Genomic DNA, 13,696 nt, shown 5'->3' on the forward strand with positions numbered 1-13,696 from the left:
CCTACCCCCTTATTTTGCATAGTTGTTACAGTTAGAAACTCATCTTAGCTCCAATGAAGAAACGGCGGCCGAGTGTATCGTACAATGTTTCATCAGTATTAGTAGCTGTAAACCCAGCCTGAACCAACGGAGGCTGCTTATCCAGCAGGTTTTGGACCCCACCGAAAAATTCAAAATTTTCCGTGGCTTTTACGCGCGCGTTCAGGTCGAAATAATTTTGCGCCTTAAGCCGTGCTGAAGCATCGGGGTCGGTTCGATCAAAATCGATGTCACCAAATGTATCTGTGCTTTTACCAATATACTGCCAGTTGAGGCTGAGTGAAAAAATTTCGTCGGAATAGGTCACACGCGTATTGGCTTTCCAATGTGGCAATGTTCCAAAATCGGCTGACGCGAAACCGGCAAATTCGGTTCCGTTAAACTTATAGTCCATCAAATATGTTACATTTGACGACAAACTCAGCGTACCATTATCAGCGCCGATAAAATCAAGACCGAAATCATATGAAGCAGCAAAATCGATACCTCGCGTTCTAAGAACATTATCAACACCGGGCAGTAACTCGTTCGTCAACGGAACAGTGGCCAATAGTTCACCGTTGGGACGACGCGACAACAGACTGCAAAATGGATCGGCTGCCAATTGTGCTGCAGTCGTAATATTTTGCTTAAAGCACTCGCCGACCAATCCCGAAGTGCCCCCGGCAACACGCGAGACATATCCCTCGACTTTAATGTCGAAATAATCCACCGAAAGCGACAGGCCGTCAGCAAAGCTTGGGGTAAACTGGATCCCGCCAGTTAACGTTTTAGACGTTTCCTCACGCAAATTAGTACTACCCGTAAATGTACCTTCAATCTGTGAATTTGTCTGTGTAAGAACTGTTGTCCTTGGATCGGGCAAGCCTTGAAGTACGCAGATAGCGGCCACATTAGCTGCGGGCGCCGCCCTTACACCACCGGGCTGGCCTCGAAAACAGGGATCCACCACGACCGGAAAACCTTGGTCACCTGCCTGAAACAGTTCAAACACCGATGGCGCACGGTTTGCACGTGAATAGGTCGCGCGCATACGCACATCGTCCACAGGCCTGAAATCACCTTCTACACTCCACGTAAAATTACCGCCAACGCTTGAATAATCGGAATAACGACCTTTCGCCGCCAGCGTCAGCATATCAATAATTGGCACACTGACCTCACCGAATACTTCTTTGGTATCGAATGAGCCATTGACTGGCTTAACCGCATTGAAGCCGGTTAGATCGCCCGTCTGGGCTGGATCAGAAGGGGTAAAACGAGACGCGTCACGGCGGTACTCAACACCAAATGCTGCACCGATATCACCAGCTGGCAAACTTCCCAATGTGCCATTGGCTGACGCCACCACATTGTCCCGGTCAAAGCCGAACTGATCAACCGCAGAAGCAATACGGATATAGCTGGCAGCAGCTGGCGTAATGCGGCCCGCTCCAAAGGCATCGACGGAAACGCAACCAGCCGGAGAACCCGCTGGACAACCGTTGAGACCCGAAGTCAAACGCGAACGGGATACATCATTCTGAAGTCCTTGAGATGAGTCAACGCGGCCACGACCATAATAGACATCGAAATTCCAATCGTTGAACAACTTACCCTTCGCCCCAACATTGAACTGGGTTACATCAAAATTGAAGGTCTGGATCCGAGGACCAACTTCAGTCAGCCGCCGGCGAAAGGTCAATGGTGCGGTCGGGTTCGCTCGCGATGCAGCGAGCGCTCGAGCAGAGGCAGATAGTAACGGCGAGTTCGCATTTACAAAAATGTTGGTTGCGGGCGTTTCTGCCAGTTGCAGCTTAACTTCGCTCGATACATAACTGCCCTCTGCATATATGTTGATATTTTCAGTTACGTCAAAATTCGCAAGCGCAGTCATTGTGAAGCGCTTTTGCGGCGTTTGAATATAATTGACTGGAGCAAAGTTGTACCGGTCGGTAGCCGGATTGGTCAGATCTGTATCATTGATGAACGGTCTGACCGAGCCATCCGGATTGAAGGCTCGATTGCCACCCGGAACGAAGGGATTGGTGAACAAATTGTCAAATCGGCCAGCAACACCGGTCGCCGAGCCGCCAAATTGGTCAATACGGGACCAGGCACGCTCGGACTGGAAGGAATCGCCACGATCAGTATAGGACACAGCCAGGACGGCATTGCCCCTATCATCGGCAAAGTTTCCTCCGATTATTCCACCTAACGTCCAAGTTTCGCTATCGCCGCGGCTAGTCAAGCCATATTGGCCGCTCATTTCAACGCCTTCAAATTTATCTTTCAAGATAAAGTTCACAACGCCGCCTAATGCGTCAGACCCGTAAGTGGCCGACGCTCCGCCGGTCACAACTTCGACCCGTTCAATCAAAAGCGGATTGATGACATTGAGATCAACAACGCCGGTATTGGTCGAAGGCACCATTCGGCGGCCGTTGACCAAAACCAGCGTACGGCTTGCGCCGAGACCCCGAACGTCAACCGAGACGGTTCCATTTCCTCCATTATTGACGTTGGCATTTAAGCCTGGAGTAACCTGTGGGAGTTGGTTCAACGCCTCTTCGACGTTTACCGTGCCCTGATCTTGCAAGACTTGACCGGTTACGACACTAATCGGCGAATTGGATTTGAGATCAGGGCGCGCAATGCGCGATCCGGTTACAATTATAGCATCGCCTGCCTCATTTGTATCCTCCGCAGCGCCAGTTACCTGCGCCATGGCCTGACTACTTGAAATCATAGCCACCGCAATGGCCAACCCGGCCGCACCCCGAAGCAAAAGTTTGTTATAGTGTAACGTCATTTTTTCATCTCCATATGTCACGCGAGCCCAATAAATCATGGTACAACCGGCAAGCTTAATTTGCTGCCTGCGATTATCGCTTACATATAGATAAATGAGATGAATTTTGAAAAACGCAATTTCAAGTCAATGTCGATTTTTTTGATAATGTTGCAAATATATTACCGAATATATTGTAAGCATTAAATGTTGTAAACGCCAATTTTATTGCACACATCTGTAAACTTTAAAATCTATTCATTTATCCTGTGGCCGAATTGGATCTCGGTAACAGGATTGCTGCATACGCCTTTGCCAAGACTTCAAGCCGCTCATGTGTCGGCGGTAGAGGTTGCCGGACATAGCCGAAAATATGTGGCCCGATCGTCAGTGATTTGACAGAGCCGACCAACTGCTCAGATATATAGCGGGGTACATCTGGTGGGAGCGGCGAGTGGCGAGTCTGCTTCAAGATAAAATTCTCGCATGCGCGCACGAGCCGGTCGTGAATGTCACGATGATATGCTTGAACTAACCACTGCTGGTGCGCGCCGTCTCTGACGACCGACAATATTATGTCCCTCGCTGCATCGCTCTCATAGACTTCGATGCAACAGGCCAAAAAAAACCGCATGCCGTCTAATGGTGACATTTTATCGGGTACATCTTCGGTAACTATATCGGAGACGGACTTCAGCAGTCGCTCGCAAGAGCTGCGATACAAATCATCTTTATCAACAAAAAGATTATAGAGAGTGCGCCTGCTAATCGAAGCATGTGCTGCAACATGCTCCATCGACAGCGTCTCGTATGACCCGGCACGGAGCGCGCGACGCACTGCATCGAGAATCTCGTTACGCAGTTCGCCGCGAGTCCGGCGCGTGCCCACTCGCTTGTATTCTGACCGATAAAGAGCAGCGGTGGAGTTTAAGCTTGCAACACCCTCGGTCACGCAGAAATCCAGTCGCCAAATTTATTTGCACGATTAGTTGTCGTCGAGGAAGCACAGACTGACAAGCACGTCGAAATGACAGTGCACGCTTCTGTGCGTATCGCATCTGCGTCAGCCAGGAGAGGCCTAGCCCGACGGGTCGATCCGGATGCAAGAATTTTTTGATCCATTTTAGGCGGCCTTAATCACAGCAGCTTCTACCGCAGCACGAGACTTTTCGCCGGCATCGGCTGCAACTGCGGCAGATGTCCGCTTGCTTGGCGCCATATCCGTTTGATGAAAGTGAAGCGCCTCGTCTGCCAAAGGCCCCGACACTAAATCTGCAAAAACATGCTCTCCGTGCTTATTGATATTGTCAGCAAACGGTACGATCATATCGACCAGCCATATCGGATCTCCTGAATTCCATTCATCTAAGCTCAACCTGTTTTGGGGTTCGATCATCTCCGCCCCTAGCTTCGCAGCCGCAGCTGCATTACATCCAGCCCATATTGCCAGTGCAACAGGGCGATAATCATCCCGGAACAAATAGAAATGTTCATGAATGTTTCTATTTTTGCTTGAACCCCTTATTTATTTCTTCTGCAGCACGTCGAAGATTTTAATGGTATTTTTTGCATTGGCGAAATTTGCTATTGAAGTCGGTAAAGCCATAATTTTGCTCCGGTAATTCAACGAAAACTAGACAATAATACCCAAATTCGTCTGGCCTGGTGACATATATTCAGTTTGGTCACACGTCACGTAAGCCTATCCTCTCATGCGCGCCGACTTGGGAGTTTTACATCGGTATATTGCTATTACTGCGTGGCAGGGCATTTTGGATGCAGGCGTCGATTTTTTTTGGCCGTATTGCAATACTGCTTCGGCCGGTTCGACATCTGCATGTGTCATTCATCGTTGTGCGGCCCAATCGGCCTTTTCCAGGCGCAGGCGTACTGCCAGGTCCAAAACGTCGAGTTCTCCAGCCCTCAATCCAAAATCCTTTTCAGACCGCAGAATCCAAAATTACGTCGGCCCGGTGATTGGCTCTGAGTGATAATCACAACATTGCCTAATTGGCTGCGCCACAAAATCCTGCCGTCGGAAAGGTTTTTATGTTTCGGAAAGTGATCGGCTCCCATCGAGTGATCCGTATTTATTGTGAGTGCTGGATCACCGTCTTCGCCAGTGCTGGCCGAAGAACCGGAGGGCCGCACTGGCCAGAGGACAGCTTCTGAGGCGGGCGGGCGATAGCTATCCGGGCGCGCGGTGTTGTAGGTCGTCGCCATGCCTCGATTAGTATTTGCGCTTCGGCAAGGCTGTAAAAGATTTCGCCAATGAACAGCTCGCCGCGCCGGCTGCGATTGAACGATCCACAATAGCCATTCTCCCAAGGACTTCCGGGCATGATGTAAAGCGTTTGCACACCGATCTACACCAGCCATTCCTTGACGGCGGTTGCCATAAACTCAAGGCCGTGAAGCGCTCACTCCTACCTTCGATCATTTGCACACCAATTCCGTTACACAGTCACTCTGGATTGCCTGCAAAGATAACAACGCAGCAAGTTCCACCTCAGCCAAGCTGATTGCAGGACTCACCTGGCTTTAAGTCGGTATCATGCTAAGGAGTTTCAGATGTGACTGGATCGCCATTTAAAAGACTGTAAGCTGGCGGCGACAATTTGACCGTTCTAACATTTAATAATCCCAAGCCACGCCGTTGCGGATCTTCAATCGCTTGCCTACCGAAACGATTGATTTGATAGCGGGCATCAGCTCCTCACCCAGATCCGTCAACTGATATTCTACCGACGGCGGCGAAGTCGGAACTACCGAACGCTCGACCACCCCCGCCATCTCCATTTCCCGAAGCCGTGTTGTCAGCATCTTCGCCGAAATTTTCCCAATATCGCGTTTGAGCTCGCTAAACCGCCGAGCTCCACCGCTTAGATGCCAGATGATATTAGGCGTCCACAGTCCGCCAATGAGCTGCATGCATTCGCCCAATGGGCATAATGGCTCGATATCCTCAGCGCGGTTTTTACGCATTTTCAAAGCCATATAAGCCCCCGGTTACTGTGGGGTAACCGGAAAAAGCCGGCGCCCACTTGCCACATAGGTATCCGGAATATATCTGGTTACCAATCGTAATCAACAGGAAGCTGAAGTTATACATCAGGCGCATAGCCTAACCAATGACCAAGTTAAATGACCACTCGCGAAGAAACGAACCCCGCTTTCGTTCCACTCCTGCAGATCAGAACTCTGTGTGACAAACGCGAACCAACCATAATCCGCGGAATCGCTTCGCGCGGCTATTCCGCTCAAGTCCAACCAGAGGGCATAATGAAACTCGACACATCAACCTCGTTCTCCCAAGTGCTTGGGATTGACCTCCCGCTTGTCCAGGGCCCGTTTGGCGGTGGCTTATCGACTGTAGAATTAGCAGCAACCGTTGCGCAGAATGGTGGATTGGGGTCGTTCGGCGCGCATAGTCTTGACGGTGATGGTATCAGTGACGTTGTCAGTTCAATCAAGGCGCAAACTGATCGCGCGTTTGCCCTTAACCTGTGGGTCGCAGATCACGATCAAGGCGGCGACGACATGTCTGTCGAGACATTTGATCGCGCCTGGCAGATTTACGAACCCTATTTCCGTGAATTTGGACTTGAGCAGCCAGAACCGCCAAAACACTACCACCCGAGATTCGAGGACCAGATCGATGCGTTGATCGAGGCGAGGCCCCACGCTTTCAGCTTTGTGTTCGGCATCCCCTCCGCAGCAATTTTGGAGAAATGTCGCAAATCCGGCATAATCACAATCGGCGCAGCAACGACGCCTGCAGAGGTTGAGGCGCTGGATACGGCGGGCGTGGATGCTATGGTGGCATCGGGGTTTGAGGCGGGCGGTCATCGCCCTTCCTTCATCGAGAGCGCCGAAGCCAGCCTTATGGGGACGGCAGTCCTTGTGCGATTGGCAGTTACGAAAACAAAAAAGCCAATTATTGCAGCCGGCGGAATCGCAGATGCGACGGGTATTCGGTCGGCACTTGCGGCGGGCGCACAAGCCGCGCAGCTCGGCACCGCATTCATTGCGTGCAAGGAATCGGGGACCGCCGACATCCACCGTGAAGTGCTCTTCTCCGGGCGGACGCAGCGAACCGTCCTGACGCGTTCTTACACGGGTCGGCTTGCGCGCGGCATCCCCAATCGCGTTATTGCGGAATTCGACAAGCGCGCCGGTGAACTGCCTCCCTTCCCGATTCACGGCTGGTTTGTCGGCAAGCTGAAAGCAGCAGCCATGGCAGCCAATATCGAGGATTTTGTCTCGCTATATGCGGGTCAGGCGGCCCCTCTGCTCAAGCACCGCACCGCGTCTGCGCTGGTTGCTGCAATCCGCGAAGAACTCTGAATATCGTTTCCCCCTCCCAAGAAAGGAAAATAAAGTGAAGCTATATTACTCTCCCAGTGCCTGCTCGCTCTCGCCGCATATCATATTGCAAGAGCTCGGTGCCGATTTTGCATTGGTTCGCGTCGATCTCGATACCAAGAAGCTCGAAGACGGACGAGATTTCAAGCAGATTACGGCAAAAGCGCAAGTGCCTGCGCTCGAACTTGACGATGGCACCATCCTGACCGAAGGCGTGGCAATCGTTCAATATCTTGCCGACCAGGTTCCGGGCGCGGGATTGATGCCGCCCGTCGGCACCGTCGAACGGGCGCGTGTCCAGGAAACGCTCAATTTCATCTCGTCCGAACTGCACAAGGCATTCAGTCCGCTCTTCAACCCGGCAACCTCGCATGAAGGCCGGGCCGCAGCATTCGCAACAGTTGCCGCAAAGCTCTCGATGCTGGACGCTCAGCTTTCCGACGGACGGTTATGGCTGGCGGGCGCGACATTCACGCCAGCAGACAGTTACGGCTTTGCCGTTACACGCTGGGGACCGTTCCAGGGAATGACACTCGACCATTGGCCATATCTTTCCAGCTGGATGGGCAGAGTGGGAGCAAGATCGGGGGTACAGGCCGCGCTTGCATCGGAAGCCTGACCCTTGATGGAGGCGCGAGCGCCGCATTTGGCCCACCCCTTACGCAAAGCGGAATTCGCCGCTCGTGCCTCCAAATCTTCTATTTACCGTCGTCAGTACATTGGGTGCTGACGACAGACACCGGCGCGTTGGCCAGATCATCCATCGTCGTTAATAGCCCCGCTAACAGGATAGAGCGACACTGCGGAAAGCCGGTCCAGAAATTTTTTGGGAACTGGCACTAGATCGGCCAAACTATACTTATCCAGCCGAACCATAAAGTCACCAAGCGCAAGCGAAAGTGCAGCTTGAAGACCACACCCCCCCGTCACCCGGCACTGGTTTGTTTCAGGATCGAAACACTCAACAAATGCCCGCGTGCTTTCAACCTGCCGTACCAATGCCCCGACATTTATGCTCTCGGGTGAGTGCGACAAGGTCAGCCCTCCTCCGCGTCCACGTCGTGCTGTAACATAGCCAAGTTCGGTTAGGCGCTGCCCCACTTTCATCAAGTGATTGCGCGAAATGCCATAAGCTTTTGCGATCTCGTCGATAGATGCTTGCTGTTGTTTCACAGCCAGAAACATCAACAATCGCAGCGCATAATCGGTGTGCAGGCTCAATCTCATTAAAGCAGTATATTATATATTGCTTTTGGGTGCAATTATCTTAAATGTGTATTTCATATACCACTTAATGAGTCGCGAACATGACCCACCCGTTTATCGCCGCCGCACGCCGAAATGCTGTCAATGAAGCGCATGATATCGGGATCGATGATGCTTTCATTTCAAGCTTGGTTGAGCGATTTTATGCGCGCATTCAGGCAGACGAGATGCTTGGTCCGATTTTTGCCCAACGGATCAGCGACTGGCCGCACCATCTGGCGCACATGAAGAAATTCTGGCGCTCAATCATGCTCAAAACCGGTGAATTCTCTGGAAATCCGATGACGAAGCACGTCGCAATTACCAAAATCGATAATCCAGAATTCAGCCACTGGCTCAAACTGTTCGCAGAAACACTCGACGAAATAGGGAGCTCTAAAGAGGCGAGTACTCGCGTCTACGGACGTGCCGAAATGATCGCGGAGAGCTTGCTGCTCGGAATCCACATTCACCGTGATGGCATCAAATTTCCTGCAAAAGTGAGAGGATAGATCATGTTCTATGAAAAAGACCTTCCTGCGGAGGCCAGTGCCACGCTCACAGACCATAGCACAATTTTTGTAACGCCAGGTTCTACCGGTGATATTGTGCAGCCAGAAAAGACGGATCTGGAAATGCCAAAATCTATCTGGATCACGATGTTTGCGGGCTATATCGTCTTTTTTGCTGGCCTCATCGCGGCAACAGCGCGCGATAACGGGACGATCTTTGTGATCATCATAAGCATTTTGTACACACTCATATATTTCGGTGTGGCATCGGTGCTGTTCAACCAGAATAGGCCTGAACAGACTTCACTTTTTGCGCGCGGACTTGGGCCATTGGCGACCTACACTGGCTCGATGGATAAAGGGGCTGTCGTCGGCCAAGTTCTGACCATCCCCGCATGTCTTGCGCTGTTTGGCGTGACTATGGCCATATTCCGAGCGATGATTTTCTGATGTCCCACGTGCAAGGTTACACGCTACCCGTGAATGCCGCATGCTACCGCACGCTTGGCCCATGGAACACTGACGAAATTCCGACAGGGCTAAAGGGACAGCATCAACTCAAAGCCGGTAGCTGGGCAGTGATCAAAATCCTGAGCGGCAAGATAGACTTTGTGTGGGACGATGAGAGCGCCAAACCTGCCATAACGCTAGAGGCCCGTATGGAGCTGACGGTGCCGCCGCTTGTACTGCATCATCTGGTTCCCGACGGTCCGGTTGCAATGACTTTATCGTTTTACCGCGAAGGCCAGACAGTTTGAACCAAGCAACCGTTTATCAAAATGGTGTTTGCAGTAACCGTCCACCCGCAGTTTCAGCGTCGGTTGGCGGGATACCATCCAGATTTATCTCATGTTGAACCAGGTTTCTTCGCATTTGGTTTAAAAGCTGACAGTCCTCTTCCCACAACTAATCAGACCTTAGCGAGCGGTCGGATGACGTTTGTGGGCGGACGGGCGGCTATAGACAACAACAACCAAAAGCAGCCGGACAGTAATCGACAACATTGCGGACATAGTGTCCGGGACAGGCTTGACTAACATTCCAGCCGTTCACGCATGTCTAGCGGCTCATTAAAACCTGCCGTCGGTTAACCCCAACATTACAGCCATTGGAACTGCTGATCTTGTCCACAAAAGCGGTCATAAGCAGTGGGAAAATGCGAGTTGAACGAATGGCAGGTTTCGTGACGCCCGATTGGCTGAGTAGACGACGGCTTTGTTAGCCGAGGTTACCAGAATACGGCACATTTTACCCTGCAATTTTAGTCTTGTGTAAAATGCAGGGTAATGATTGCAATTTCAATGTTTATCCTGCAAAGTGCGAAATATGAATTTCGCAGGGTAAGATATGATGTTCCAGCCATTTACCGATGAGCAAGCAAGGGTTGTCGTAAACTTGGAACAAACTTACGACGTTTGGATGAGCGCGCTGCGCACCTTGAACGATATGCCCTACAACATGCGTATCAAAGAGGTTTCCGGACGGGAATATCTCTATGAAGTTACCGATCGTCGCGGAGCTATGAAGAGCAAAGGGGCGCTTGATCCTGCAAAACAAGACGAGTTCGACAATTACAAGGCCGACAAGGCAGAACTAAAAGATCGGCTCACACGAGCCAGGGAGACGCTCAGGGAACAAGCTAGCCTCTATCGCGCGCTGCGGCTTCCTATGCTTCCGACGGAAGCAGGTAAAATCCTGCGCGAAGCTGATCGCCTAAATTTTCTCGGAGAGCAGGCGATGGTGGTTGGCACCAATGCCTTGGTTGCTTATGCAATGGAAGCGAATGGGTTCATTCGCGATGCACCCGATGCCACTCTTGACTTCGACATGGCGCTGACCGCGCTCGACACGAAGGCGGACCGATCGACGCTGTGGAAGGTTCTTAAAGAAGCCGACATGACCTACTCGGTGAACACCGAGCGGCCATTCCAAGCACGCAACGCCAAAGCCTATGAAGTAGAGATACTCTCGGCTCCAAGTCGAATCGGCGGCCAGATTGCGCAGGACAGGCCCCGACCCATTCCGCTGCCCGAGCAAGAGTGGCTTTTGAACGGTAGGCGGGTTGATCGCGTGGTCGGCGTGCGCGACGGCGAAGCAGCCCGCATAGTAGTGCCCGATCCTCGATGGTTCGCGTTGCAAAAGCTTTGGCTCGCTGACAAGCCGCAACGAGACCCGCAAAAAAAGGGTAAGGATCGTAAGCAAGGCAGCGCCTTGCTTGACGCGGTATGGCTGACAATGCGACATTACCCGCTCGACGATGTCTTTTATGACGAACTGCCCGCTGCTTTGAGACCTTATTTTGAACGTTGGGAGGCACAAAAGCCGACACGCGGATGACGAGGACACAAGCTTCAAGTTTGATGGGCGCCGCAATTTTTCAACTTCGACCTTCCACGTCTCGTCCTCGCATGGCACACAATCTGTCAATAAAGCTTGCTAAACGTACGGCAGGTTTTGGCTATCAATTAAGTGCGTTCGAAAGACAATAAAGTTAGCGACCTCTGCGATCAAGCTTTGCCTCGTCTTGAATGTCGGCTTTCTAGGCTTTTGCCCTGAAACCTGCCTGTCCGGACAGACAACATTGCGGACATAGAAGAGTGGCGTCAACCTTTCATGGGGGCCTTACTCAAACATCTCGGCAATATTTCGGTCACCGCTCCCACGATGAAAGTAGGCTTGCTTGGCTTATTCCATCCAGTATACCTCGCGCAGTGTTTGCAGCAGAGGTCATCCGCACTGGAGTGCTAATCGCCCTCATCGTGATCTGTGCGTTATGCTTCAAACTCGATCTTGGTCTTAGGGCACCGAAATGGAGGGGTGCTTGGCCATGGATTGCGGCGCTTCTAACTTGGGACGGCCTGGTCTTTACGGTGGACACGTTACACCCGACCGAGATAGACGAAGACATGCTTCAGTGGATGAAGCAGTACACGACTCTTCAACTCGTGATACTCGCCGTGCTGTTGGGACCTTTGCTAGAGGAATTATTCTGTCGGAGTGTTTTATTCTCCAGCTTGTTGCATACTTGGGGGATCAAAGTAGCAGTGATTGGGCCCAGCGTTTTTTGGGCCGTCCTACACACAACCTACGATGCTTGGGCCATGTTCTCCATTGCGGTGGCGGGTGTGCTGCTGGGTTTAATTAGATGGAAGAGCGGCTCGGTGTATCTGCCTTGGGCTTTGCATGCCGCATGGAATCTCGTCGTCCTGCTTTCTGGAAGTTCCGAACCCTAAAAAGTAAGCCGATCGACACAAGCAAATCAGCTTTACGTCATCGGTGGCAAGGTAATTCGGTTCGGCACGGGCAGCGTGCCTTAGCGTCCGTTTTCCACAACAAATGTGCTATAGCCGCCAAGCGGCACACGACAACATTGTGGACATTCGAATTGGAATGGTTGCTTCCTAGACGCGGACATTGGCGTGTCGTCACTAATCTTGAAATAGAAACGCTCGTCTGACACTCTGCCACAGTTATGGTTTCGACGCAGACTTCATTGGTTCGAGAGTTATTGAAAGAGCAGCTGCCAACTTGGGCAAATCTGCCCGTCTCGCTCGTCACTTCTACCGGAACGGATAATGCGATTTTCCGGCTCGGCGAATCCCTCGTGGCTCGACTGCCCAAAGTTGAATGGGCATCGGGACAGCCAGCACGTGAACATCACTGGCTCCCGCACCTCGCGGCGAAGCTTCCTCTCGAAATTCCGGAGTCGCGTGCATTAGGGTCGCCGGGTTCAGGCTATCCTTGGCAATGGTCCGTGCACAACTGGATAACGGGTTCCAGCGCAGCACGTTGTGATCTCGACAACGCAGACGCGGCCGAACTTCTTGCGGGCTTTGTCGCTGCGATGAGGGTCATAAATACTTCAGGCGGTCCGGCAAGCGGGCAGGAAAACGGGTATCGTGGTGTCCCGCTTATCGAGAGAGACACGAGCGTTCGCAGTGCGCTGGCGCAACTTCACGATGAACCGGGAATAGAAGCGGTGCGGACGGCATGGGATGATGCTCTGAATGCCCCAATCTGGTCGGGCGAACCTGCGTGGCTTCACGGCGATCTGCAGGCCTCAAATTTGATTGTGCGTGATGGGCTTTTGGTTGCCGTGATCGACTTTGGCCTTATGGCAGCGGGCGATCCGGCTTGTGACCTCATGGCCGCATGGACCTGCTTCACAGCAGCATCGCGCCGCATTTTCCTGTCTGCAACAGGTGCCAATGAAGCCGACTTCCGCAGGGGGCGAGGTTGGGCTGTGTCAACCGCGCTCATCGCCTTGGCGTACTATCGTGAGAGAAATTCGTTGATGACCGAAATGGCGCGATCGACATTGGCAGAGGTTTGTAGCGACTTCGATCTTGGCTGAATTGTCGTCCGCTTTTGATCATATCAGACCCAAAAGCGGACTTTCTGGACACGACGAATTACAGCCATGCAGGCAGCAGGCTGACTTCACCGACACCAGACTGGTGCGACATGACAATCTTGCTTACATTTGCTTTCTGTGTAATTCGGTTTATCATTGATGTGGCACGTGGAGATTTTGGCCGATGAATAGCAATCCAAAGTTCATTTTGTTTTTCACGATGGCGCTTGCAATCGCTGGGGTCGGTTTTGTGGTTGGTCAAGGCAAAGACGGCGCGGGTGTTCCTGTTGTTATTTTACTTTCAACCGTCTGGACTATTTACAGTGTCAGTCGGTGGGGAAAAATCTCCACCGACTGACACATTTCTGCACTCGCTGCGATAGCATTGTACCAGTATAGAATATCAGCATT

The 13,696-nt window shown here is 51.9% G+C and carries 14 protein-coding genes and 1 pseudogene; 9 read left to right on the forward strand and 6 right to left on the reverse strand.

All coding sequences use genetic code 11. The features are described from left to right. Positions 1 to 31: 31 nt before the first annotated feature. The 5 genes and pseudogenes from EUU23_RS10325 to EUU23_RS10345 all read right to left on the reverse strand — a co-directional run bounded on the left by EUU23_RS10325 (position 32) and on the right by EUU23_RS10345 (position 5,794). Complete coding sequence (locus EUU23_RS10325) at positions 32 to 2,869, reverse strand: TonB-dependent receptor plug domain-containing protein (protein WP_343032713.1); 2,838 nt, start codon at positions 2,867 to 2,869, stop codon at positions 32 to 34. Positions 2,870 to 3,071: 202 nt separating this feature from the next. Next, entirely contained in the window at positions 3,072 to 3,761 is a 690-nt protein-coding gene (locus tag EUU23_RS10330; RefSeq protein ID WP_160354038.1) for a TetR family transcriptional regulator, read from the reverse strand. Between the two features lie 171 nt (positions 3,762 to 3,932). Next, positions 3,933 to 4,289 carry a toxin-activating lysine-acyltransferase gene (locus tag EUU23_RS10335; protein WP_160354039.1) on the reverse strand — a complete coding sequence of 119 codons (357 nt, stop codon included), beginning with the start codon at positions 4,287 to 4,289 and terminating at the stop codon, positions 3,933 to 3,935. A 647-nt stretch (positions 4,290 to 4,936) separates the two neighbouring features. Next, a pseudogene (locus EUU23_RS10340) lies at positions 4,937 to 5,223 on the reverse strand (integrase core domain-containing protein); the annotation flags it as partial. A 220-nt stretch (positions 5,224 to 5,443) separates the two neighbouring features. Then, the gene (locus EUU23_RS10345) at positions 5,444 to 5,794 is read right to left on the reverse strand and encodes a winged helix-turn-helix transcriptional regulator (RefSeq protein WP_218939585.1); all 351 of its coding nucleotides are present in this window, start codon (positions 5,792 to 5,794) and stop codon (positions 5,444 to 5,446) included. 297 nt (positions 5,795 to 6,091) lie between these two features. On the opposite strand from EUU23_RS10345, the gene EUU23_RS10350 reads away from it, so the two are divergent. Both EUU23_RS10350 and gstA read left to right on the forward strand, forming a co-directional pair. Next, positions 6,092 to 7,156 carry an NAD(P)H-dependent flavin oxidoreductase gene (locus tag EUU23_RS10350; RefSeq protein WP_160354041.1) on the forward strand — a complete coding sequence of 355 codons (1,065 nt, stop codon included), beginning with the start codon at positions 6,092 to 6,094 and terminating at the stop codon, positions 7,154 to 7,156. A gap of 34 nt (positions 7,157 to 7,190) precedes the next feature. Then, on the forward strand, positions 7,191 to 7,793 hold the full coding sequence (gstA, locus tag EUU23_RS10355; RefSeq protein WP_160354042.1) for a glutathione transferase GstA: 603 nt from the start codon (positions 7,191 to 7,193) through the stop codon (positions 7,791 to 7,793). A gap of 137 nt (positions 7,794 to 7,930) precedes the next feature. Here gstA and EUU23_RS10360 read toward each other — a convergent pair whose 3' ends face one another. Continuing rightward, on the reverse strand, positions 7,931 to 8,401 hold the full coding sequence (locus tag EUU23_RS10360) for an RrF2 family transcriptional regulator (protein WP_160354043.1): 471 nt from the start codon (positions 8,399 to 8,401) through the stop codon (positions 7,931 to 7,933). A gap of 80 nt (positions 8,402 to 8,481) precedes the next feature. On the opposite strand from EUU23_RS10360, the gene EUU23_RS10365 reads away from it, so the two are divergent. The 7 genes from EUU23_RS10365 to EUU23_RS10395 all read left to right on the forward strand — a co-directional run bounded on the left by EUU23_RS10365 (position 8,482) and on the right by EUU23_RS10395 (position 13,643). Further along, the gene (locus EUU23_RS10365; RefSeq protein ID WP_160354044.1) at positions 8,482 to 8,931 is read left to right on the forward strand and encodes a group III truncated hemoglobin; all 450 of its coding nucleotides are present in this window, start codon (positions 8,482 to 8,484) and stop codon (positions 8,929 to 8,931) included. A gap of 3 nt (positions 8,932 to 8,934) precedes the next feature. Beyond that, on the forward strand, positions 8,935 to 9,381 hold the full coding sequence (locus tag EUU23_RS10370) for a hypothetical protein (protein WP_160354045.1): 447 nt from the start codon (positions 8,935 to 8,937) through the stop codon (positions 9,379 to 9,381). Continuing rightward, positions 9,381 to 9,689, forward strand: coding sequence for a TehB-like domain-containing protein (locus EUU23_RS10375; protein ID WP_160354046.1), 309 nt, complete (start codon positions 9,381 to 9,383; stop codon positions 9,687 to 9,689). Before EUU23_RS10370 ends, EUU23_RS10375 begins: the two co-directional genes overlap by 1 nt. Before the next feature lie 589 nt (positions 9,690 to 10,278). Then, a complete protein-coding gene (locus EUU23_RS10380; protein WP_160354047.1) occupies positions 10,279 to 11,268 on the forward strand; it encodes a GSU2403 family nucleotidyltransferase fold protein in 990 nt (329 codons plus the stop codon). 374 nt (positions 11,269 to 11,642) lie between these two features. Then, entirely contained in the window at positions 11,643 to 12,164 is a 522-nt protein-coding gene (locus tag EUU23_RS14355; protein WP_160354048.1) for a CPBP family glutamic-type intramembrane protease, read from the forward strand. Between the two features lie 239 nt (positions 12,165 to 12,403). Then, entirely contained in the window at positions 12,404 to 13,285 is an 882-nt protein-coding gene (locus tag EUU23_RS10390) for an aminoglycoside phosphotransferase family protein (RefSeq protein WP_160354049.1), read from the forward strand. Between the two features lie 184 nt (positions 13,286 to 13,469). Continuing rightward, entirely contained in the window at positions 13,470 to 13,643 is a 174-nt protein-coding gene (locus EUU23_RS10395; protein ID WP_160354050.1) for a hypothetical protein, read from the forward strand. The last annotated feature ends 53 nt before the right edge of the window (positions 13,644 to 13,696 follow it).

Origin of the sequence: Sphingorhabdus profundilacus, from assembly GCF_009769755.1 — a bacterium.
In the GTDB taxonomy this organism is placed as follows: domain Bacteria; phylum Pseudomonadota; class Alphaproteobacteria; order Sphingomonadales; family Sphingomonadaceae; genus Sphingorhabdus_B; species Sphingorhabdus_B profundilacus.